The sequence below is a fragment of the Galbibacter sp. L-19 genome (assembly GCF_056857615.1).
This window is the reverse complement of the sequence record NZ_JBSXNL010000048.1, coordinates 94737-118675: the sequence shown is the minus strand read 5'-3', so window position 1 is coordinate 118675 and position 23939 is coordinate 94737. Positions and strand designations below refer to the sequence as shown.

Here is a 23939-nt window from a genome sequence, read left to right as displayed (position 1 = left end):
ACTCAATTAAACTATGGAAAAGACATATTACGACCCAGCAGATTTAAAAAAATTCCCTAAAATAACAGAATGGAGTGAGGAGTTAGGAGAAAAATTTTTTGATTACTACGGAAAAGTTTTTGAAGAAGGAGCTCTTACAGCTAGAGAGAAATCTTTAATTGCATTAGCTGTATCTCATGTTGTAAAATGCCCATATTGCATCGATGCATATACAAAAGACGGTCTCCAAAGAGGGATCACTAAAGAAGAAATGATGGAAGCCGTGCATGCTGGAGCTGCTATTGAGAGTGGCGCTACTTTGGTCCATGGGGTTCAAATGATGAAGAAATACGATAAGTTGTCCATGTAATTGTAAAATATGGATTGTTAGTTGTTATTACGGAATTAAGGGTTGTATTTTTCAAAAATATGAATCTGCTACAACTTCTCTAGCAGTAGCTGTACTGTGTAACAACGTAACTTCATAACTTTACAACTCTAAAATGTAAGGCTTATTTCCTTTACAGGACAATTTTAAAAGACATTATACGCTAACATATCAACATGCTAAAAAAATCGTTACATAAACGAGCAAACCAACTTTCTCAATCGAAAAAGCAATTAGAAATACTTTCTAATGGAATTTTTGCGAATGGAGAACTACCTACTTTTAAAGACAAAATTGCAGAGACAAATCAGTTTCCGCTTCGTCCAAATAAAACAGAAATCCTACAAATTAATGTGGGATATATGTGCAACCAAGTATGCTCCCATTGCCATGTAGATGCAGGCCCCGACCGTAAGGAAATAATGACAAAGGAAACCATGCAACAATGTCTAGATATTATAAAAAATACGGGGGCTCATACGCTAGATTTAACTGGAGGAGCTCCAGAAATGAATCCTAATTTCCGATGGTTTGTAGAGGAGGCTTCCAAAATTGGAGTGGAAGATTTTATTGTACGAAGCAACCTTACCATTATTGAAGCGAACAAAAAATACAACGACCTTCCAGATTTTTTTAAAAAACACAATATCCATGTAATTTCTTCCATGCCACATTGGACCAAAGAAAAGACCGATAAACAACGCGGACAGGGAGTTTTTAACAAATCAATAGAAGCTTTAAAAAAATTAAATGCTGTTGGCTACGGAATGCCGAATAGCAATTTAAAACTGGATTTGGTTTACAATCCTGCTGGCGCTTTCTTACCTACCAATCAAGCCTCCATGGAAAAGGATTTCAAAAAAGCATTAATAGACGATTTCGGAATTCAGTTTCACAATCTGTTTGCTATTACTAATCTTCCTATTTCTAGATTTTTGGAATACCTCATCGCTTCAGAAAACTACGAAGATTATATGTATTCCCTAGTGGAAGCTTTTAACCCTTCCGCAGTAAAAAATGTAATGTGCACCAATACTATTTCCATTAGTTGGGATGGTTGGCTTTATGATTGCGACTTCAACCAAATGCTCGACCTCAAAGTAGATAGTAAAGTAAAACATGTTAGTGAGTACAATGAAGATATTTTAAACAATAGAGATATTATTATCTCTCAACATTGCTATGGTTGTACTGCTGGCGCAGGAAGTAGCTGCCAAGGAACAGTAGTCTAAAATAATGTGCTTTTAAATGAAAGAAAAAAATATTTTAATCATATTTATCCGTAATCCAGAATTAGGAAAAGTAAAAACTAGACTTGCTAAAGATATAGGTGATAAAAAGGCCCTTGAGATATACATTTTTTTACTCGAACACACCGCCAAAGTTGCCAAAAGGGTTAACAGTAATAAAGTTGTATATTATTCTGAAGAAATTCCGAAAAAAGATTTGTGGAATCTAGAACATTTTGAAAAAAAACTGCAATGTAGTAGTGACCTCGGAGAACGAATGATGCATGCTTTTGACGAAAGTTTCAAAGAAGGTTACCAAAATGTAATAATTATTGGTAGTGATATGTACGATATTACTGAAAAACACATTGAAGAAGCCTTCCAAAAACTCAATAATTATGATGCGGTAATTGGACCGGCTACAGATGGAGGTTATTACCTTCTAGGTTTAAAAAGAATGTATCCTAAAATATTTCAACAAAAAAAATGGGGCACAGATACTGTTTTAAGAGAGACTTTAGAAGATTTAAAAACCATTAATGTAGCTTTGTTAGAAGAACTTAATGATGTGGATGTGTATGAAGATATTGAGGAACATCCTGCATTTCAAAAATTTTTAAAAGATTAAATTATGACCAAAAACGAATTACTAGAAACAACAGCATATTTAAAAAGTAAGGGCTTTGAAGCTCCAGAAGTTGGGATTGTTTTAGGAACTGGACTAGGAAAATTGGTAGATGAAATTGAAAATCCAATTGTAGCTCATTACAATCATATTCCATTTTTTCCTTTGGCTACCGTAGAATTCCACAGCGGAAAATTAATTTATGGTGAAATTGAAGGTAAAAAAGTAGTGGTTATGCAAGGTCGTTTTCACCTGTATGAAGGTTACGATTTTATTGATATTACTTATCCAATTCGTGCTATGCATGAACTCGGAATTAAAAAACTACTTATTTCTAATGCTGCAGGCTCTATAAATTTAGATTATAAAAAAGGAGATTTAATGCTTCTTGAAGACCATATTAATTTACAAGGTGGTTCTCCACTAGCATTTAAAGGAGTTAGCGAATTTGGAGAACGATTTGTGGATATGAGTCAGCCCTACGACGTTGACATGAGAAATACAATTATCAACACAGCAAAACAAGAAAATATTTCCCTCCAAAAAGGGGTGTATGTTTCGGTAGTTGGTCCGCAATTAGAAACAAAAGCGGAATACAGATACCTTAAAATTATTGGCGCCGATGCTGTAGGAATGAGCACTGTTCCAGAAGTTATTGTTGCCAACCATTTAAAACTGCCAGTTGCCGCTATTTCTGTAATTACAGATGAAGGAGATCCAGATAATTTAGAACCTGTAGATATTAATGAAATTATTAGAATTGCCGGGGAAGCAGAACCAAAAATGATTACACTCTTCAAAAAACTAATTAAGCAGCTATGAGTTATTTAGAAACTACAAAAGACGTATATAAAAATGCTGCTTTAACTCCAGATGTTGGACTTTGTTGCACCACAAATCCTATTTGGGAATTACCGGGATTAAAAATTCCGAAAATAATGCAAGAGATGAACTATGGTTGCGGGAGCACTGTACACCCAAGAGATTTGGTTAACAATCCAAAAATTCTATATGTTGGTGTTGGCGGAGGCATGGAACTTTTACAGTTTGCTTATTTTTCTCGTCAAAAAAATGGGGTTATTGGTGTAGATGTTGTAGATGAAATGTTAGAAGCTTCTCGTAAAAATTTTAAAGAAGCCGAAACCCAAAACAATTGGTTTAAAAGTGATTTTATAGACTTAAAAAAAGGCGATGCTTTACACCTTCCTGTTGCAGATAATAGTATTGATGTGGCAGCGCAAAATTGTTTGTTTAATATTTTTAAAACTGAAGAATTAAAAAAGGCTATTTCAGAAATGTATCGGGTTTTAAAACCACATGGGCGACTTGTAATGAGTGATCCCACTTGCGAGCAAACAATGAGCGAGGAACTCCGAAACAACGATAAGCTTAGAGCATTGTGTTTAAGTGGAAGCCTCCCTATAAAAGAATATGTAAAGATGCTTACCGATGCTGGTTTTGGAACCATCGAAATAAGAGCTAGAAAACCATATAGAATTCTAGATCCATTGCACTACAATACAGAAGAATTAATTTACATTGAATCCATTGAAGTGGCTGCCATAAAAGATCCAATGCCGAAAGACGGCCCTTGTGTTTTTACTGGAAAAGCTGCCATTTATTACGGTAAAGAGGATTATTTTGATGATAAAAACGGACATGTTCTATTACAAAACCAACCCCTTGCTGTTTGTGATAAAACTGCTAACACCTTGAAAAATTTAGAGAGAAATGATATTTTTATTTCTGAATCTACTTGGCATTACGACGGCGGTGGATGTTGTTAAACTATAACTTAACAGTAAAATCTAACCAATAACATATGTTTTAAAAAGTAAGTTATTGAATAATATTCCGACTTTATTATGGAAAATCCTTATCATAAAAATAGATTTTAAAAGCTAAGAAGAGCATCCTTTGGAAAAGTATTTCGACATTATAAAAAATTCGTATTCAGGATATTTTAATTACCTGATTTCTGAAATTACCAGCTTCCATTGGGAGAATTACTTTTATGGACTACTCATTATTTCTTTCACCATTTGGGGTCTCGAAATTTTATTTCCTTGGCGAAAAAATCAGAAAATTTTTAGAGAAGATTTTTGGTTAGATACCTTCTATCTCTTCTTTAATTTTTTCTTATTAAATCTTATTGCATTAATTGCACTATCCAATACCGCAGCCGAAATTTTTAATGATTTCCTAAATGTTTTCGGAGCTTCACTTTCTAATTTTCAACTTTTTGATGCTTCAAAACTACCTTGGTTATTAGGCCTATTTATCTTTTTTATAGTAGCCGATTTTATTCAATGGGGAACACATATTTTATTACACAGGATTCCATTTCTTTGGAATTTTCATAAAACACATCATTCCGTAAAAGAAATGGGATTTGCAGCTCACTTTCGCTATCATTGGATGGAACCAGTAGTTTATAAATCTATTTTATACATTCCTATTGCTATTATTGGAGGTTATAACATCGAAGCAGTGGCTATTGTTCATTTTTTTAATATTACTATTGGACATCTAAACCATGCAAATATTGGTTGGGATTATGGTCCGTTTAAATACATTTTAAACAATCCTAAAATGCATATTTGGCATCATAGTAAAGAAATGCCAAATAAATATGGGGTTAACTTCGGAATTACATTGAGTATATGGGACTATATATTCAAAACTAATTACATTCCTTACAGCGGAAGGGATATTGAATTAGGTTTTCATGATGACGATGAATATCCGAAGAAATTTATAAATCAGGAATTATATCCATGGAGTTCTAAAGAGAATTCAATAAACAAAAAAAAGTAAACTCCTTGCGGAAAAACTGCGAGGCATTAAGAGGGATAATCAACTACCTCGGGGCAAGCCCACGAGGTATTCAAAGGAAACAAATTTAACTCATTTCGACGCAGAGCGTCGGGGAATTAGACCCTCTATGAGGGATTAAAAATATTTAACCCTAAGCTCTTGGCAAACTCAGTACAGACTTTAGGGCATTAAAATCTTAAATAGTGAGTAAAAGCACTATTTTTCGCTCAAACTTAAAAAGTAAAGATGAGTTCAGTATATTTGAACTATAAATAATAAAAATATGGCAACTAATAAGATTCAAGATAAAATAGATGCAGCGCTTTTAGAAGAAAGAAAAGTTTTTCTTTGGGGCCAAGTAGATGATAAATCAGCAAAACATGTTATAGACAGATTGTTGTATTTAGATTCTATAAATAATGAAGAAATTAAATTAATAATAAATAGTCCAGGAGGGTATGTTACTTCTGGTTTTGCTATTCATGATACCATGAAGTCTTTAAAAAGTCCTGTTTCTACAATTTGTACAGGTTTAGCAGCTTCTATGGGTTCTATATTACTTTCAGCAGGAGAAAAAGGAAGACGTTTTGTTTACCCATATGCAAGAGTAATGATTCACCAGCCAAGTGGAGGTGCACAAGGACAAGCTTCTAACATTGAAATTCAGGCAAAAGAAATTATTAAAACAAAAGAAATTGGTGCAAGAATTTTAGCCGATAACTGCGGACAAGATTTCGATAAAATAATGAAAGATTTTAATCGTGATTATTGGATGGATGCCAAAGAATCTTTAGAATATGGTATTATTGATGGGGTTTTAGAATAAAGAACCATTTGTTTATATAACTAAAAGGATGTTTTACATGGTAGAACATCCTTTTTTTATGTTTTTTAAGTATCTTTCTTCATTGTTGTACAACTATCCAAAATGTAACGTTAATGATGTATCTAAAAAGATTACTACTCCTCTCTCTTCTATTAATTGGAGTTTCGTGTAAAAATACTTCAGAAGAAAAAGAAAACGCAACACTAGAACGTCCCAATATAATTTTTATCATGTCAGACGATCATGCTTACCAAGCCATAAGTGCTTATTCTGATAAATTGATAAACACTCCAAATATAGATAGGATTGCAAAACAAGGAATGCTTTTTACCAATGCCTCTGTTACCAATTCTATTTGCGCTCCTTCCAGAGCAGTAATCTTAACAGGAAAACATAGCCATATCAACGGAAAAATAGACAATAATTTCCCTTTTGACACTACCAATGTTACGTTTCCTAAACTTTTTCAGCAAGCGGGCTATCAAACCGCAATGTTTGGAAAGCTTCACTTTGGCAACAATCCAAAAGGAGTAGACGAGTTTAAAATATTACCAGGACAAGGAAATTATATTAATCCCAAATTTATTACCAAAGAAGGCGACACTACTATTACTGGGTATGTAACCAATATCATTACCGATCTAACTTTAAACTGGTTAGACAACAAAAGAGATGAAGAAAAACCTTTTATGTTGATGTATCTCCATAAAGCGCCACACCGACCTTGGTGGCCAAGTCCTGAAAAATTCAAAGAATATACACAAAAAACATTTCCAGAACCTGAAACATTATTTGACGATTATAAAAATAGAGGCACTGCTGCCAAAACTGCCGAGATGAATATACTTTACCATATGAGATATGGTCACGACAGTAAAATAAGACCAGAAACTTTAAAAAGAATGGGGAAGGTAACTCCAGAAATGGAACCTATTCCTGGTGGTTTTACGTATCCATATAGCAGAATGAATGAGAAGCAAAAAGCATTATATGACCCCATTATAGACAGTATTAATAAAGATTTTGAAGAGCATTGGCCAAATATGACCGATGAAGAAAAAATGAAGTGGAAATACCAACGCTATATGCAAGATTATCTAGGCACCATTGCTTCTGTTGATGATAATGTAGGAAGAGTATTGGATTATCTGGAGGAAACAGGACTTGCCGAAAACACTATTGTTGTTTACACCTCCGATCAAGGTTTTTACCTTGGAGAGCACGGTTGGTTTGACAAACGTTTTATCTATGAAGAGTCTTTTAAAACTCCCTTAATAATAAAATGGCCAGATGTTATCAAACCTGGAAGTAAAAACAACGATATGGTTCAGAATCTAGATTTTGCTCCTACTTTTTTGGATGCTGCTGGAATAAAAATACCAGAAGATATGCAAGGAGAAAGTATGTTACCAATTTTAAAAGGTAAAGACACTGCATGGACTAGAGATGCCGCATATTATCATTATTATGAATACCCAGGGGTACATATGGCAAAGCGTCACTATGGCATTGTGACCAAAGAATACAAGCTGATCCATTTTTATTATGATGTAGATGAATGGGAATTATACGATAGATTAAAAGATCCACATGAATTGAATAATGTGTATAACGACCCAAATTACCAAGAGGTAGTTAAAAAACTGAAAGAAAAACTCAAAACATTACGAGAAAAATATAAAGATTCCGAAGAGCTAGATCAGCATTACATTAATATGTATAAACAAAAAAATATAACTAAATAGGATAGCATCTTTATTGGAGCTTATTTTTTCATAACCTCATTATTTCTTTGCTCAAAAAAACGTTCCAAAACAGTTTGGGATGGTTTTTCTTGTACGGTAAACCTATTTTGCTCACTTATATGGTTGCCTCCTTGCGGGAACCACTTCCATAAAAAACCTCCAGCAAACCATGGTTCATCCCATATGTTTTGATAAAGTGATAATAAGCAATTGGTTTGTGCTTCATAATTGGCAGGTAACTTAGACCGGTCATGTTTCCATGGTTCTTTGCCAGAAAAATCTATACTTCGATAGCCATACTCTGTAAAAACAACTTGTTTTCTTTTCTTGGCTGCAAAGTTTTTCATTGTTTCTTTATGAACTTCCCAACCAGACTTTAAATCGGTTAAAGAAGGTGTTTTCTTCTCAGAAAGCGGGAAATAAGCATCAATTCCAATATAATCTAATTCATTCCAAAAAGGAACCTCTTGATATACATCCCAATTTTCTGCATACGTCAATTTTCCATGATATATAGTTCTAATCTTTTTTATAAGACGCTTAAAGAAGTCAGGCCTATTAACTACAAATTGATGTAACTCGGTTCCAATACAAAAAATAGCTATATTTAATTGAGAAGCTAGCGATGCAAAATCTAGAATATAGTTTTCATATTGTTGCTCCAACGCTATCCAATCTGCTTCGTTAGTCATAACTATATCTCCAGTAAATAAACCATTCCAAACCCAAAGTTGTGGTTTCAACATCACCTGAATATGGAGCGAATCTAAAAGCTCTTTATGCTGACTTATCCCTACTGAAGTTTCTCCAAACCACTGTTTTTCCTGATTATAAATGATTTTTGGATGATTAATATCTTTCATAAATGCAAAAGGCATTAATGAAACATAATTAGCATGTACTTTTATTATTTCTTTAACCTCCGTTATAGCCAAAGAGTCTTTTGAAGCTACTAAACTAACGCCATGAATTTTTTTCTCATGAGAAACATCATCAGATTTGCAACCTAAAAAAAATAAAGTAATACCTGTAATGAGTAATAAAAATCTATTCATCAATACAATATATAATGAACTTTTTATTTTGCGTAGCGCATGCTATGTCTTTCAAAAAGTGTCTCATCTAGACAAATTTCAGTTTATTTTCGGTTAAAAACAAAAAGTTTAAACCAGTTCAATATAAAAATTGGCAATTAGTTTTTCTAAATTAAATTATTATTGTGCTATAAAAGTTTACGGAATTTATTGAACTCCACTTATACCAAGGTTCAAATGGGTTTTCAAAATAGGCTCCTTGCTATCAATAAAAATAAATAAAAAAGGATTTTAGTAATGTCGCTTCTTTAAACTACTTATTTTATGATGATTCGCACTTAGTCTTTTTTCTTATAGCGAAGCGGTCTTTTATTTTTACTCAGAACAGGCTTTGGGGAATCCCCCTCAGTGAGGGATTTAATAGAAACTGAAATATTCTTTAAAAATGAAAGTATTCATACAAGCCTCATTTAAACAAACCCTTCTTTCACAATACAATTTAAAATTCTTCTAAATTAAAAATTATATATAAGTTCTTATCTTGTATAACGACATATATTCTATAGCTAAATTAATACATGAAACATATTGCAATAATTGGAAATGGAATTGCAGGAACTACTGCGGCAAGACATATCCGAAAACTAAGTAATTATAAAATAACCATTATTTCTGCGGAATCTAAATACTTTTTTTCAAGAACTGCATTGATGTATGTGTATATGGGGCATATGAAATTTGAACATACGCAACCTTATGAGAATTGGTTTTGGGAGAAAAATAACATAGCGCTTAAAGAAGGGTTTGTTACAGAAGTGGATACCGATAAAAATACACTTGTTTTTAAAGATGGCTCCACCCTAAGTTATGACAATTTAATTATTGCTTCAGGCTCTAAGCCTAATAAATTTGGATGGCCTGGTCAAGATTTAAAGGGAGTTCAAGGTCTTTACTCCAAACAAGATTTAGAACTTTTAGAAGTTAATGCTCCTAATAATAAAGCTTGTAAAAAGGCTATTATTGTTGGTGGCGGACTTATAGGTATTGAACTTGCAGAAATGCTTCGTACCCGAGAAATTCCTGTTACATTTTTAGTGCGCGATAAAGATTTCTGGGGAAGTGTACTTCCTTCTGGCGATGCTAATTTGATAAGCAAACATATTAAAACTCACCATATCGATTTACGATTAGAAACAGAACTTAAAGAAATTATCGGAGACGAAAATGGTCGTGTAAAATCTGTTATTACTTCAAAGGGAGAGGAAATTGAATGCAATTTGGTAGGACTTACTGCTGGTGTTTCGCCTGCTGTAGACTTTTTAAAAAATAGTTCTATTAAAACTGGAAAAGGCGTAAAAGTTAATAAGTATTTAGAAACTAATATTCCAAACGTTTATGCCATTGGCGATTGTGCACAACAACTTGAACCCACAGGCTTACGAAATCCTGTTGAAGCTGTTTGGTACACTGGCCGTATGATGGGAGAAGTAGTAGCACAAACTATCTGCGGAAATAAAACAGCATACAACCCTGGAGTTTGGTTTAACTCGGCTAAATTCTTTGATATTGAATACCAAACCTATGGTTGGGTGTGGGCAAAACCTAAAGATTATGAAGCTCATTTTTCATGGGAAGTTCCCAATGGAGAAAAGCGCATTACCTTGGCGTATCATAAAAACACCAATGCTATTCTTGGAGTAAACACTTTCGGAATTCGTTTAAATCATAAAACTTTTGATTCTTGGATTTCAGAAAAAAAAAATATTGATTACGTAATAGAACATTTAGAGAAGGCTAATTTTGATCCAGAATTTTACCATTCTCATTTTTCAGCCATCAAAAAAGCATTCAAAGAACAGTTAAAAACTGATAAAAATTGCATATGAATACCACAGTACAAAGAAACATGTCTTTAGCGGGAGAGCCTCCAGTAGCGCTTAATTTTCTTCAAAAACTTGCTGTTATTGTAGGAATGTTTGGTCTAGGAGTTTTACTGCTAGCTATTTTTAATGTAAACTTTCCTAATAAAACCTTGTGGTTAACGCTATCTCTTAGCTCCTTAATATTTGGAGTGCTACTATTTTCCTACGGAGCCTACAATAACAAATACGCTGGAATTAAAAACGATGCTGTGTGGTTTAAATCCATTTCTTCAAGAGGCTTTTTAGCTTGGCTTTTAGGGATTGCCCTTACTGGCTTTTACATTGTTTTATACTTTTACCCACAATATCTAGGATTACGAACAGAAGGAAGTAATGTAGGGCTTATAGGATTATTTGATCCATTAAGTACGCTTTTAAGTGGTAATCCTGCCAGTCAATGGTTTGTATATGGAACGCTGTATACCGTTGCTATTCTAGCTTTCGGAATTAAATTTTTGTGGAAATATCGCCATAATCGCTATGAAGTATTACGAACAATTAGTGTGATGTTTTTTCAATTATCCTTTGCGTTTATCATTCCAGAATTAATGGCACGTTTAAATAATTCTGAAGCTTATAATATTCCGTATTACGATTTAAAAAATATTTGGCCACTAAGCTATTACAATTTTGACCAATATAGAGTTGATGGTTTCATAAGCTCCGGAGATATAGGTCTTGCTTTGCTTATATTTGGAATTGTTTCTATTTTAATTATTACTCCTATTTTAACTTATTTCTACGGAAAACGTTGGTATTGTTCTTGGGTTTGTGGTTGTGGCGGACTAGCTGAAACTTCTGGTGATTCTTTTAGACACTTGTCCGATAAAAGTTTAAAAGCATGGAAAATAGAACGTTGGTTGGTGCACAGTGTTTTGGTGTTTTCTGTATTGATGACCGTAGCTGTAGTGCATAGCTACCTCAATTATGACGCTAGTAAATACTGGCTTAATAAAGATGCTTTTTTAATAAGCGTAGCTGTTTTTCTAGGGGCATTATTTGCAGTAATCTGGTACTTTAAAAGAGACGAATTACAAAAAGATGCTCAATATGGAGCAATTGGATACTTGGCTATTATTCTCGGACTCATTGCTATTCATTATTTCAGCGGGAGTAATATCTTTATTTTCAATCCTGAAACTCTTCGTAAAACCTATTCATTTTTTATAGGTTCTATTTTTTCGGGAGTAATAGGCACTGGTTTTTATCCCATTTTAGGAAATCGAGTTTGGTGTCGTTTTGGTTGTCCTATGGCAGCAATTCTGGGACTGCAACAACGTTTATTCTCAAAATTTAGAATTACAACCAATGGTGGGCAATGTATTTCCTGCGGAAACTGCTCTACTTATTGTGAAATGGGTATTGATGTTCGTGCATATGCACAAAAAGGAGAGAACATTATTAGAGCGTCATGTGTTGGCTGCGGAATATGCTCTGCCGTTTGTCCACGAGGGGTCCTTAAATTAGAAAATGAAAGTCCCAAAGGACGTATCAACAGTGATGCGGTTTTACTAGGAAATGATGTGAATTTACTCGATTTAATTAAACAAAATAAATAATACTATAATTTCTGTGCGACTCAACATTAGATAGTATTTTTGCAACCTAATTTAGGCGATTGTAAATGAAGCTCATTAAAGTTATTATTCCTGCTTATAACGAAGAAAAATCTATTGCTCATGTTATAAATGAAATTCCTGAAGTTGTTGAGGAAGTTATTGTTGTAAATAATAACTCTACCGACACTACAGAATTTGTTGCTAAAAAAGCAGGAGCTACTGTCCTTACTGAAAATAAAAAAGGATATGGGTATGCTTGTTTGAAAGGCATGGATTACATTGCAAAACAAAAAAAACAACCTGATATTATTGTTTTTCTTGATGGCGATTATTCCGATTACCCAGAAGAACTTACCAAAATTGTTGCCCCCATTATTGAAAATGATATTGATTTTGTTATTGGCGCCCGTGTTGAAGAATTCCGCGCAAAAAACTCAATGACTCCACAACAAATTTTTGGAAATTGGCTAGCTACAACCCTTATGAGGATATTTTTTAATGCTAAGTTTACCGATTTAGGTCCGTTTAGAGCTATTAAATATAATAAGCTAATTGCTTTAAACATGGAAGATAAAACCTATGGTTGGACAGTAGAAATGCAATTAAAAGCAATAAAAAAGAACTACTCGTATGTAGAAATTCCAGTACGTTACAAAAACCGAATCGGAGTTTCTAAAGTATCTGGCACTGTAAAAGGAAGTGTTATGGCAGGTATCAAAATATTAGGTTGGATTTTTAAATATAGTTTTAAATGATTTTAGAAATTGTTTCCTATACTATTTTAGTCATCTACGTTACTTCTTTGCTGCTTATTCTTTTTTATAGTTTAACACAATTGAATTTATTGATAAACTATTTAACCTATAAAAAAGCCCCGAAAAATGAACCGAAATTTAATTTAACACAACCCGAAGAAGTTCCAAAAGTTACCATTCAACTTCCAATATACAATGAAGAATATGTAGTAGATAGATTACTTAAAAACATTATAAAACTAAAATATCCTTCTGATAAATTAGAAATTCAGGTGCTAGATGATTCTACAGATGAATCTATTACAAAAACTTCAGAAATAATAAATAAATTTCAGCAAGAAGGAGTTGATATAAAACATATCACTAGAAAAAATCGTGTTGGATTTAAAGCTGGGGCTTTGAAAGAAGGTTTAGAGATAGCTTCGGGAGAATTCATAGCTATTTTTGATGCCGATTTTCTTCCAGCTCCTCATTGGCTTCAAAAAACTGTCCCCTATTTTAAAGATCCTGAAATTGGAGTGATACAAACCCGCTGGGGACATCTTAATCGAAATTATTCTTTGCTTACCAAAATTCAAGCTTTTGCGTTAGATATGCATTTTACTATTGAGCAAGTTGGAAGAAGTGCTAAAGGTCACTTTATCAATTTTAATGGAACAGCTGGTATTTGGAGAAAAGCATGTATTCTGGACGCAGGGAATTGGGAAGGAGATACACTTACCGAAGATTTAGACCTGAGCTACCGAGCGCAAATAAAACACTGGAAGTTTAAATATTTGGAAAATGTAGAAACCCCCGCCGAACTTCCTGTTATTATTAGTGCGGCACGTACACAACAATTTAGATGGAATAAAGGAGGTGCTGAGAATTTTAGAAAAACAGTTCGTAATTTATTAGCTTCCAAAAACATTTCTAACAAAACAAAGTTCCACGGATTCATACACTTACTCAATAGTTCTATGTTTTTGTGTGCATTTCTCATTTCGGTTTTAAGTGTTCCTATTCTCTTTATAAAACAACAAGATTTTATTCCAAATTGGGTTTTCAACCTTACTGGAATTTTTATTTTAAGCACCTTAATTCTTTATGTTTGTTATTGGTTTACTTATAAAAATATCCAAGGAAAGAGTTGGAAAAACATCCTTAGCTACACCAAAACATTCCTTACTTTTTTTACTGTTATTTTAGGTTTTACGCTTCATAACAGTTTTGCGGTTATAGAAGGCCACCGAGGAAAACGAAGTGAATTTGTACGCACTCCTAAATTTAATATCAAAAATATATCAGATTCATGGAGGGGAAATAAATATATTTCTAAATCAATTTCTAGAAATATTATTTTAGAGGCCCTGCTAGTTCTCTACTTTGCTTTTGGGATATTTAGTGCCTTTAAATTGAATGATTTTAGCCTATTTCCTTTTCACTTAATGCTGGTTATTGGTTTTGGTTTTGTATTTTTCCATTCAATTAGGTCAAGAATATAAATGTTAGATTATTGGAAAGCACATAAATTTCCGTTGTTATTTGTACTTGCATCCCTTCTATTTTATGCAAGCTTTGCGTACGATTTACAACGTGCAGACACTACAAAACTTTTAGGCTTATATATAGGCCTTTTTTTCTTTTTCTATAAAATAATTCAATTTGAGAAAAATAACTTTAGGTTTCTCTTGCTATTTGGAATTGCCTCTCGATTTGTATTTTTTGCAGCAACGCCCAATTTGTCACAAGACTTTTATCGGTTTATTTGGGATGGTAAATTACTTCTAGATGGAATAAATCCCTTTCAATATACCGTTGAGCAATTACTAGCTTCCGATTTTTTTTCTGCGGAAAATTATAAAGGCTTACAAGAAGGTATGGGAAACCTCAACGCATCTCATTACAGCAATTACCCTCCTATTAATCAATTGTTTTTTTATTTAAGTGCACTGCTTGGTGGAAAAACAATTTTAGGAAATATTATCATTTTACGAAGTTTCATCATTTTATCCGACATTGGGATTTTATATTTTGGGCGTAAGATTTTACAATTATTACAGCTCCCAAAACATCAAATATTTTGGTATTTTTTAAATCCGTTTATAATTATAGAACTTACCGGAAATCTTCATTTTGAAGGCATTATGCTATTCTTCTTTGTAGTTTCCTTATACTTCCTTCTTCAGCAAAAATGGATCATAGCCGCACTATTTTTGTCTATATCTATTTCTACTAAGTTAGTGCCACTGCTCTTCTTACCACTTTTTTTACGTTGGTTTTTAAAAGATTTTCAGCAAATAAAAGGAAATGCATTTCAGCTCATCGGGTTTTATTCAATCACTATTTTAGGCTTTATTGCTTCATTTCTTCCCTTTCTCTCCTCAGAATTAATAACTAATTATACGGAAACAATTGGACTCTGGTTTCAAAAATTTGAGTTCAATGCAAGTATCTATTATATCGTTCGAGAAATAGGATTTTACAGAAAAGGTTATAATATTATCGAAACAGCAGGAACACGAATGGCCATTGGAGTATTTATTTTTATATGGCTTTTAGCATTCTTAAGAAAAAACAATCAGCCAAAAACATTGTTTATTTCCATGCTTTTGGCTGTTAGTTTTTACCTTTTTATGAGTACCACAATACACCCTTGGTATATTGCTACGCCTCTATTATTGGGTGTTTTTACTAGCTATAAATATCCAATTATATGGTCTGCGGCTACTGTGTTAAGCTACCATGCCTACGCTCATCCAGTTTTTCAAGAAAATTTATGGATTGTAACGCTTGAATATTTAATAATTTATAGCTGTTTTATATACGAAGTGTTTTTTAACAAACGCCTAATCAAGTAACTCGGAATAAGCTACAAGGTATTCAAACAAAATAAATTTAACTCATTTCAACGCAGAGTCCTTAGGCAAACTCAGGACAGGCTTTGGGGAATTAAAGCATTTTTAAATTGATAACTTCTTGTTTTGTAAGATGTCTCCAAGTCCCTCTAGGCAAGTCTTTCTTTGTAAGTCCGCCATAAGCAACTCTATCTATCTTCAATATTTCATAGTCTAAATGCTTGAAAATACGAGTAACTATCTTATTTCTATTACTGAAGATTTTAATTCCTACCTCATTTTTATTTCCTCCTTCAATAAAAGTAATCTCTTCTACTTTTACCTCTTTTTCATCAATAACCAACCCTTCTCTCACTTTATGAAGGTCTTCATGACGGAAACTTTTATCTAGGGTAACATGATAAATTTTTCTAAATCCTTGTCCTTGCGTAAGACGTTTAGAAAGCTCTATATCATTAGTAAACAATATTAATCCTGTGGAGTTTCTCTCCAACATTCCTACAGTTGCAATTCTACTTTTTGTGGAGTTTCTTACCAAATCCATTACAGTACGTTTTCCTTTTTCTTCGGAATTTCCAGTAATAAATCCTTTTGGCTTATTCAATAAAACATATGCTTTCTTCTCTGGAGTAATGTTCTGTCCATCAAATTTTACTTCATCAGACAACTTTACCTTATAACCCATTTCGGTTATAACTTCACCATTTACAGTTACATTACCAGATGCAATATAAATATCTGCATCTCTACGAGAGCAAACACCGCTATTAGCTATGTATTTATTCAATCGTATTTCATCTGGAGATAACTGACTTTTCTTCTGTGTAGGAGTATTTTTTACTGGAGCATTTCCTCTAGCAAAACTCTTACTCTTCATATTCCCACCTTGTCTTCCTGAGAACTTTTTACTACCACCACCTTGCCTACTAGAACTCTTTCCTTTTCTGGATTTATCCTCTCTACTCATAAACTTATTTTTTGCAAAGATATGGTAATCAAAATCAAATAATAAAAGATTGTCAAAAGATAATTATAATTGGAAATATTGTTGTGTTATAAAAGTTAACGGAATTTATTGGACTCCACTTATATCAAGGTTTAAATGGAATTTTCAAAATAGACCTATTGCTATTAATAAAAATGAATAAAAAGAGGATTTTAGTAATGTTTTTTCTTTAAACTACTTATTTTAGGGTAGTTAGAATTTAGTCTGGCTCTAGTCTAGAATTGTGTTGTTTATTTGTTAGCTCTAATTCCAATCCAAATACCAATGACTTCATGCTTTTCATTTCTTTTGCTCGCCCAAAAGAAACGAAACAAAGAAAAAGGCGCCTTAACCAATGAATTTGTTCGACAACGAGGTCGAAAAAACGTAACCTAAACTCTGTATTGCTGTACTCCTGATTTCAGAGCTTTCGATCACTATTCTACGGATAAGGATTTTAGCTGCGCTAGCCATCAACGCTGTTTTTAACTAGAGCATTTAGTCTTTGCTCTTTTTTATACCGAAACGGACTTGAGTTTTTACTCGGACATTAGAATTGGAAACTAAACCACCCTGTACCCATAGGTATAGAAGTTAATAACAGGCTGGAACTCTATTTCCCACAAATGCTTCTTTTATTCCCAATAAGCGCCCTCCGAAAAAAGAGAATAATATAGCTGTGGATATGTAACTGAAATTTACAGAGCCTCATAAAAAATTACATAATTCTATTTAATACCAAGTCAATATCTATTAATAAAATACTTAGCACCCCAGAAACAATGATAAACTTTAAAATATTGTGCAGTACCAAATAGTGAATTTTTGTTGTGGAGCGCCACAGAAAAAATATAAATACAACCATAAGCAACATACAGGCATAAAAGAAAATATACATATATCCAACTGCAAAAGTTGTAACTAAAAGATAAGCGGGAATTAAAGTTAATAAACTCAAACAACTTATCAATATTTTTGACATCCGCTCTCCATAAACAACTGGTATTGTTTGATAATTATGTGCAATATCTCCTTTTATATTTTCTAAATCTTTTACCATTTCTCTTATCAGAATAATAAGAAATAAGAAAATTGCGTGTACGAAAATTACATGTTGAAAGTTTTTATAATAGACAAAAACTGCAAAAAATGGAGTAATTGCTAGCGTTGCAGAAACGAAATTCCCAATAAAAGGAATTTTCTTCAGTTTATGTGAATATAACCATATCCCAAAAATGTAAAGTGAGAAAAAAACTACTGCTCGGAACGACACATAGCTAGCAAAAATAACCGATATAAAATTCAGTATAAAATAAGTTGATAATTTGAATCGCTGACTTACCAATCTATCTAACATTGTTTTTGTAGGACGATTAATTAAATCTTTCTCAACATCATAAAAACTATTAATTATATATCCTGAGGCAATTGCAATAGCTGAAGCAACAACAATAGCGAATAAATTGGGATCGAATAAAATTTTCCGAACAGGAATATTAGGCGCCAAAATATAAATAGAAGTAAGGTATTGTGCAATAACAATAACCAATACATTATAGCCACGCACTACCGAAAAGAGGCTCAATAACTTTAAAAATAATAGCTTTTGCCCCCGATTAAACATAAGGAATGAGTTTTTAGAAGTTATAAACTACCTCCAATTTATGTCCTGCTAAAGCTTTCCTTGCTTTTTCAATATCTTGAGTGAATCCTAAAATGTACCCACCACCACCAGAACCGCAAAGTTTAAGATAATAATCGTTGGTATCTATTCCTTGCTTCCAAAGCTTATGAAATTGAGCAGGAATCATTGGTTTAAAATTATTCAAAACAGTATTAGAAAGGTTTTTAAGATTTCCAAAAAGCGACTTTACATCTCCCTTTAAGAAGTCGTCCACACAAGCATCTGTTTGCTTGATAAACTGGTCTTTCAACATATTTCTAAAACCTTCCTGCTTCATGTTCTCCATAAATATTTGCACCATAGGAGCAGTTTCCCCAGTAGTTCCACTATCCAATAAAAACACAGCTCCTTTTCCATCAATTGTTTGGGAAGGAATGCCAGTTGGTTCTATATTATCTTTAGAATTAATTAAAATTGGCAGACTCAAATAGCTGTTTAAAGGATCTAAACCAGAAGATTTTCCGTGGAAGAAAGACTCCATCTCACCAAAAATCTTTTTAAGTTTTAATAATTTATCTCTAGTTAAATTCTCTAATACAGTAATCTTATTTGTAGCATATTTATCGTAAATAGCAGCTACCAATGCTCCACTACTTCCTACCCCATAACCCTGTGGAATGCTACTATCAAAATACATTCCGCCAGCAACATCTTTATTTAATTTCTCTAAATCAAAAGTTACCAATTCAGGTTGTGAAGCCTCAAGCTCTGCTAAATAAATCGAAAATCGTTGAAGACTTTTATTAGATTTTTTTGCTTCCGCAGATAAATCATCACTTACTTTTAGTGCTCCATTATAGAAATTGTATGGTATAGACAACCCTTTGGAGTCTTTAATGATTCCATATTCTCCAAAGAGGAGTATTTTCGAGTAAAATAAAGGTCCTTTCATGTGTTTATTTTTTACCGTTTTTTAACGGTCACATGGAACATCCAAATAATCCTTTTACTATATGTCTAAAATTAGACATGGATGTTTCATATTCTAATACTAATGGATACTAATTAATAATTTCAATATTTTCTCCGCCAAGTATTTATAAATATAAACAATTTCAGCGGTAAAGGCAAAGTTCATTTATTATATAATGTGCTGCTTCAATAAATTATCAACTATCAATCGAGTAAGCTCCAAAACCAATTTGGTCGCAAATATACTGCTCGTTTTTACAATATGCAACGAGTTCATTTTTAATAAACTTCAAAACCTCCTCTTTTTCACTTTCTGGATATAACACATGTACATTTGCTCCTGCATCCAGCGTAAAACACACATTGGATCCAGTTGCTTTTCGAAACTCCCATATTTTATCAATAATTGCCAAGGTGTTTGGTTTCATCAAAATAAAATAGGGAATAGAGGTCATCATCATAGCATGAAGGGTTAAAGCCTCACTCTCCACTACTTCTATAAATCCTTTTATATTGCCCGTTTTAAATATTTCTATAAGCTTTGAAATATTTTTATGTGCTTGCTCAAAACGATGCTCTGCAAACGGATGACCCTCCATCAAGCTATGTCCTACGGTACTACTAACCTTTTTTTCTCCTACATCTACTAATAAAATAGTGTCTTGATAATTATTGAAAACATTGGCTACGTCTCCATCATACTTTACTCCAAATAAATCGGTGCTATTTGTTATTTGTTGATGCGCACCCCAGCCAACTAAAGGCCCTTCTATACTTCTACAAGCACTTCCTGAACCTAAGCGTGCCAAAAAAGACGCCTTTTCAGTAAAAAATGTAGTTGTAGTTTCAGGAACCAATTGCTTCTCCATACTCATTAAACACAAGGCTATTGCACTCATTCCACTTGCAGAAGATGCAATCCCACTACTATGAGGAAAAGAATTATGTGTTTCTATTTTAAAATGATAATCGGTTAAAAAAGGTAGATATTTCTCTATTCGCTTAAAGAAAGTTTCTATTTTAGGCGCAAAATCCAATTTTAATTCTCCATCTAAATACACCTCAAAACTAAAAGTATCTGTACTATTATTAGCTCTTTTTGTGTAGGACAACGTTGTCTTTGTATGGCAATTATTAAGCGTAAAACTGATAGAAGGATTTGCAGGAATTTGATGTTCCAACTTCCCCCAGTATTTTACTAAAGCTATATTACTAGGCGATTGCCAAGTAAAGCTCCCAGTTTCTAATTTGCTTTTATATGGAGATGGAATAAAACTAGCTACCGTCATTTAAAAAAAAAGTTTAGGCAAATATAACTCAAAGAAATATCCACCCCTAATTTTTATCGTTCCTATAAAACTAAAGGCCATAAAATAGGCTATCAATTGCAAGTCAACTCTCTCAAGACAAAACGTGAGACAATAAGAGAAAAATCAAAAAAAAACAAGCGTTAAAAACTGAAACCTCCCTTAATAAGTAAACTACCTCGGAATAAGCTCACGAGGCATTAGAAGAAAAAACTAAAAAACATTTCGAAGCAAGCTTCGGAGCATTCAAATCTCGATTATCGAGTAAATTACTTTGCACTAAAAATCAATTTGACACGAAATCAAAAATAAATCTTTTATTCCCTGCCTAACGGAACTCTTCTATGTTGTGAGAAAGATATATCTGTAAATTATGACAAAAAATTGTGTGAAATAATATAAAAAATAAGTTCATAACAATACTTATAAAACAAATATGAGATTTGAAAAATAAATTGTTATTTTAGTGCATATTTACGAGTGCTATGTCAAAAAAACTTACCAGAATATTAATTGCAGTAGTAGTATGTTTAGTTGTTGGCTTTCTCTCTGGATTTGCCACACAAAGCTCTGTAGACACATGGTATCCCACACTCAATAAGCCCTCTTTCAATCCTCCAAATTGGATTTTTGCCCCTGTATGGACAATCTTATATATTATAATGGGAATTTCCGCTGGAATTGTATGGGCAAGAGGTTTTTATCATTTATGGGTAAAAACAGCGTTGTATCATTTCGGATTTCAACTGTTATTTAATGCTATGTGGAGTATTGTTTTTTTTGGATTTCAAAAACCATTTTGGGCTTTACTCATCATAATAACACTTGTTGTCCTCATTTTACTTACCATTAAATGGTTTAAAGTAGTAAATAGGGTAGCTGCGTATTTGTTAATTCCTTACTTATTATGGGTTTGCTTTGCCACCATCCTAAATTTTAGCATTTGGCAACTTAATTAAGTTACTTCTGTTATTGCTTTAGCAACAATATAAGCACCCGTCCATGCATTTTGGAAATTAAATCCTCCTGTAATGGCGTCAACATTAATAACCTCACCAGCTAGAAACATATTCTTACAAATTTTACTTTCGTAGGTTTTAAAATTAATTTCTTTTAAATCTACTCCTCCAGCAGTTACAAACTCTTCTTTAAATGTACTTTTCCCATTCACATCAAATGTGGCCTCTGTAAGTTCTTGTGATAACTGCTGTAGTTGATTTTTATTAATTTCCGCCCATTTATGCAGATTTGTAATCCCTGAAACCTCTAATATTTTAAACCATAATCGTTTTGGAATCTCAAACGGACGCGTATTAAAAACAAGCTTTTTAGCCTCGGAAGTTTTTAATTCTTTTAAATCCGATAAAACTTCTTCCTGATTATATGTTGGTAACCAGTTTACTTGAATTTTAAACTGATAATTCTGTTCAAATAATTTACGAGCTCCCCATGCTGATAACTTTAAAATAGCAGGGCCGCTCATTCCCCAATGCGTTATTAAAAGTGGTCCTTTTGCAGTTGCTTTTTGTCCGTTTTCTAGTTTTATAGGATTATTTTTACGGTCTATTAATTTCACTTCCGCAGGAGATGAGAGTCCCATTAACCCATTAATTCGTATATCTTTGATGTTAAAAGTAAATAAAGACGGAACTGGAGATACAATTGTATGTCCAAGTGCTGCCAACTGATTCCATATTTTAGGGTTACTCCCAGTGCTGATTACAATTTTTTTTGTCTGAAAAATACCTTGTGAAGTTTCAATCTCCCATGAAGAATTTTCGGACGATAACTCTTTTATATTCTTAACTCCACAGCTGGTATTTACTTTTATACCTAACCGCTCTGTTTCTGCTAAAAAACAATCGATAATAGTTTGTGAAGAATCACTTTCTGGAAACATGCGCCCGTCTTCTTCAATTTTCAAAGCAACCCCTCTGTCTTCAAAAAAAGCAACCGTATCCCCGCTACAAAATGTATGAAAAGGACCTCTAAGTTCTTTCTCCCCTCTAGGATATGATTTTACTAATTCATTGGGAACAAATTCAGCATGCGTAACATTACAACGTCCGCCACCAGAAACTTTAACCTTGGTGAGTACTTCCTTTCCTCGCTCCAAAATAACTACTTTTAATTGCGGATTATGGGTTGCAATTTGTATGGCCGAAAAAAAACCAGCAGCGCCACCTCCTACAATTATCACATCGAATATCATGGCGCAAAGATACAGTTATTTTGAGTTTAATAGTTGATAGTTGATAGTACAAAAATTGATGAATTATAGGAAACAAGAATAAAGATGCTTCTCTGTTCTCTTATCTCCCGCATACTTTGTAATGAATACTTAATTCTGCTAACTGCTACTGAAAACTGTACACTACTCTTCAGACTCCCGATTATTTATTCCCGCATAAAGCATACTTTATACTTTGTACTCCGTACTCTATACTTAATACCGCCTATTATTCACTAATTCGTTCAGGAAAATCGGTTATAATCCCATCAACTTTAAAAGATTTCATTTTAGAAATATCGACTGGCTCGTTAACCGTCCACGGATATATTTTAAAATTTTTAGCATGCATTTTCGCTACATTCTCAGCGTTTAAGCTTTTATATGAAGGGTGAATAGCAACAGCATTTAGCTTTTCACCTTCTGCTATTGCATCATCAATTTTTTTACTGACTAAAATTCCAATTGGCATTTCTGGGTTTAAGCGATGTGTTTCTTCTAGCTCTTCCCATTTAAAGCTCGAAATGATAAAATCGGAGTTTTCCCATCCTTTTTCAGTTATGTACTGCTGAAGAATTTTATGGACAGGAACTGCTGTATTTGATCCTTTTAATTCTATATTGAGCACTACTCTTTTATCAATCAAATCCAAAACCTCATTTAAAGTTGGAATTTTCACTCCTCCTTCTAAAGACAACGTATCTAAAGTTAACTTTGTATAATTCTCTATAGAACCTGTAGCTTCTGTTAAACGGTCTACTGTATCGTCATGAAAAACAATTATAGAACCATCTGCAATTTTAAAAACATCTATTTCTATGGCGTCGGCTCCAAGAGCTATTCCTTTTTCTATGGAAGGTAAACTGTTTTCAACCACATGCCCTCGGGCACCTCTATGTCCAATAATAATGGGTTCTTGCATCTGACTATAACTTTGAAAAAACACTAACAGTGCTCCTAAAACAACTACTTTTTTTATCATTTTTATACAAATAAATATATCTTGAATAATTGATTTTTAAATATTTTATATGATTACAAAAAAATCACTCTCTCTTAAAAGCTGTTGCTTTATTTATTTTCCTTTGTGAAGGTTATTATTTTA

21 protein-coding genes are annotated in these 23939 nt (G+C 33.0%); 14 read left to right on the top strand and 7 right to left on the bottom strand.

The features are described 5' to 3' along the window. Nucleotides 1-13: 13 nt before the first annotated feature. The 8 genes from AC13CQ_RS07430 (at nucleotide 14) to AC13CQ_RS07395 (ending at nucleotide 7609) form a co-directional block, all read left to right on the top strand. Nucleotides 14-349 (top strand): arsenosugar biosynthesis-associated peroxidase-like protein, encoded by a 336-nt coding sequence (locus AC13CQ_RS07430; protein ID WP_008610660.1) that lies wholly within the window; start codon nucleotides 14-16, stop codon nucleotides 347-349. Between the two features lie 194 nt (nucleotides 350-543). After that, nucleotides 544-1599 (top strand): arsenosugar biosynthesis radical SAM (seleno)protein ArsS, encoded by a 1056-nt coding sequence (gene arsS / locus AC13CQ_RS07425; protein WP_008610661.1) that lies wholly within the window; start codon nucleotides 544-546, stop codon nucleotides 1597-1599. 16 nt (nucleotides 1600-1615) lie between these two features. Further along, entirely contained in the window at nucleotides 1616-2224 is a 609-nt protein-coding gene (locus AC13CQ_RS07420; protein WP_337899740.1) for a TIGR04282 family arsenosugar biosynthesis glycosyltransferase, read from the top strand. A gap of 3 nt (nucleotides 2225-2227) precedes the next feature. Then, nucleotides 2228-3043, top strand: a complete 816-nt coding sequence (locus AC13CQ_RS07415) for a purine-nucleoside phosphorylase (RefSeq protein ID WP_008610663.1) — start codon at nucleotides 2228-2230, stop codon at nucleotides 3041-3043. After that, a complete protein-coding gene (gene arsM, locus AC13CQ_RS07410; protein WP_474506651.1) occupies nucleotides 3040-4008 on the top strand; it encodes an arsenosugar biosynthesis arsenite methyltransferase ArsM in 969 nt (322 codons plus the stop codon). Before AC13CQ_RS07415 ends, arsM begins: the two co-directional genes overlap by 4 nt. A 130-nt stretch (nucleotides 4009-4138) precedes the next feature. Further along, nucleotides 4139-5038, top strand: coding sequence for a sterol desaturase family protein (locus AC13CQ_RS07405; RefSeq protein WP_335588591.1), 900 nt, complete (start codon nucleotides 4139-4141; stop codon nucleotides 5036-5038). Nucleotides 5039-5321: 283 nt separating this feature from the next. Beyond that, on the top strand, nucleotides 5322-5864 hold the full coding sequence (locus AC13CQ_RS07400) for a ClpP family protease (RefSeq protein WP_008610666.1): 543 nt from the start codon (nucleotides 5322-5324) through the stop codon (nucleotides 5862-5864). 113 nt (nucleotides 5865-5977) lie between these two features. After that, a complete protein-coding gene (locus tag AC13CQ_RS07395; RefSeq protein ID WP_474506652.1) occupies nucleotides 5978-7609 on the top strand; it encodes a sulfatase family protein in 1632 nt (543 codons plus the stop codon). A gap of 20 nt (nucleotides 7610-7629) precedes the next feature. Here AC13CQ_RS07395 and AC13CQ_RS07390 read toward each other — a convergent pair whose 3' ends face one another. Beyond that, nucleotides 7630-8664 carry a glycoside hydrolase family 113 gene (locus AC13CQ_RS07390; RefSeq protein WP_474506653.1) on the bottom strand — a complete coding sequence of 345 codons (1035 nt, stop codon included), beginning with the start codon at nucleotides 8662-8664 and terminating at the stop codon, nucleotides 7630-7632. A gap of 557 nt (nucleotides 8665-9221) precedes the next feature. On the opposite strand from AC13CQ_RS07390, the gene AC13CQ_RS07385 reads away from it, so the two are divergent. The 5 genes from AC13CQ_RS07385 (at nucleotide 9222) to AC13CQ_RS07365 (ending at nucleotide 15719) form a co-directional block, all read left to right on the top strand. Next, complete coding sequence (locus AC13CQ_RS07385) at nucleotides 9222-10529, top strand: NAD(P)/FAD-dependent oxidoreductase (protein WP_474506654.1); 1308 nt, start codon at nucleotides 9222-9224, stop codon at nucleotides 10527-10529. Beyond that, nucleotides 10526-12124 (top strand): 4Fe-4S binding protein, encoded by a 1599-nt coding sequence (locus AC13CQ_RS07380; RefSeq protein WP_474506655.1) that lies wholly within the window; start codon nucleotides 10526-10528, stop codon nucleotides 12122-12124. Before AC13CQ_RS07385 ends, AC13CQ_RS07380 begins: the two co-directional genes overlap by 4 nt. 65 nt (nucleotides 12125-12189) lie before the next feature. Then, on the top strand, nucleotides 12190-12879 hold the full coding sequence (locus AC13CQ_RS07375; protein ID WP_337899753.1) for a glycosyltransferase family 2 protein: 690 nt from the start codon (nucleotides 12190-12192) through the stop codon (nucleotides 12877-12879). Beyond that, a complete protein-coding gene (locus tag AC13CQ_RS07370) occupies nucleotides 12876-14363 on the top strand; it encodes a cellulose synthase family protein (RefSeq protein WP_474506656.1) in 1488 nt (495 codons plus the stop codon). The genes AC13CQ_RS07375 and AC13CQ_RS07370 overlap by 4 nt, the downstream gene beginning before the upstream one ends. Then, nucleotides 14364-15719, top strand: coding sequence for an MptA/MptB family glycosyltransferase (locus tag AC13CQ_RS07365; RefSeq protein ID WP_335588584.1), 1356 nt, complete (start codon nucleotides 14364-14366; stop codon nucleotides 15717-15719). Between the two features lie 91 nt (nucleotides 15720-15810). On the opposite strand, the gene AC13CQ_RS07360 is transcribed toward AC13CQ_RS07365, so the two are convergent. From AC13CQ_RS07360 to AC13CQ_RS07345, 4 genes are all read right to left on the bottom strand, one after another. Next, the gene (locus tag AC13CQ_RS07360) at nucleotides 15811-16683 is read right to left on the bottom strand and encodes a pseudouridine synthase (protein ID WP_008610675.1); all 873 of its coding nucleotides are present in this window, start codon (nucleotides 16681-16683) and stop codon (nucleotides 15811-15813) included. 736 nt (nucleotides 16684-17419) lie between these two features. After that, nucleotides 17420-18325 (bottom strand): geranylgeranylglycerol-phosphate geranylgeranyltransferase, encoded by a 906-nt coding sequence (locus AC13CQ_RS07355; RefSeq protein WP_008610676.1) that lies wholly within the window; start codon nucleotides 18323-18325, stop codon nucleotides 17420-17422. 13 nt (nucleotides 18326-18338) lie between these two features. Further along, nucleotides 18339-19277 carry a mevalonate kinase family protein gene (locus AC13CQ_RS07350; protein WP_456867828.1) on the bottom strand — a complete coding sequence of 313 codons (939 nt, stop codon included), beginning with the start codon at nucleotides 19275-19277 and terminating at the stop codon, nucleotides 18339-18341. A 217-nt stretch (nucleotides 19278-19494) separates the two neighbouring features. Next, a complete protein-coding gene (locus AC13CQ_RS07345; protein WP_456867829.1) occupies nucleotides 19495-20586 on the bottom strand; it encodes a diphosphomevalonate decarboxylase in 1092 nt (363 codons plus the stop codon). 503 nt (nucleotides 20587-21089) lie between these two features. Between AC13CQ_RS07345 and AC13CQ_RS07340 the strand changes: the two genes are divergently transcribed. Beyond that, a complete protein-coding gene (locus AC13CQ_RS07340) occupies nucleotides 21090-21563 on the top strand; it encodes a TspO/MBR family protein (protein WP_008610680.1) in 474 nt (157 codons plus the stop codon). On the opposite strand, the gene AC13CQ_RS07335 is transcribed toward AC13CQ_RS07340, so the two are convergent. Both AC13CQ_RS07335 and AC13CQ_RS07330 read right to left on the bottom strand, forming a co-directional pair. Then, the gene (locus AC13CQ_RS07335) at nucleotides 21560-22816 is read right to left on the bottom strand and encodes a BaiN/RdsA family NAD(P)/FAD-dependent oxidoreductase (RefSeq protein WP_474506657.1); all 1257 of its coding nucleotides are present in this window, start codon (nucleotides 22814-22816) and stop codon (nucleotides 21560-21562) included. The two genes, AC13CQ_RS07340 and AC13CQ_RS07335, sit on opposite strands and share 4 nt — an antisense overlap. 247 nt (nucleotides 22817-23063) lie before the next feature. Then, nucleotides 23064-23816 (bottom strand): glycerophosphodiester phosphodiesterase, encoded by a 753-nt coding sequence (locus AC13CQ_RS07330; RefSeq protein ID WP_456867831.1) that lies wholly within the window; start codon nucleotides 23814-23816, stop codon nucleotides 23064-23066. Nucleotides 23817-23939 lie beyond the last annotated feature (123 nt).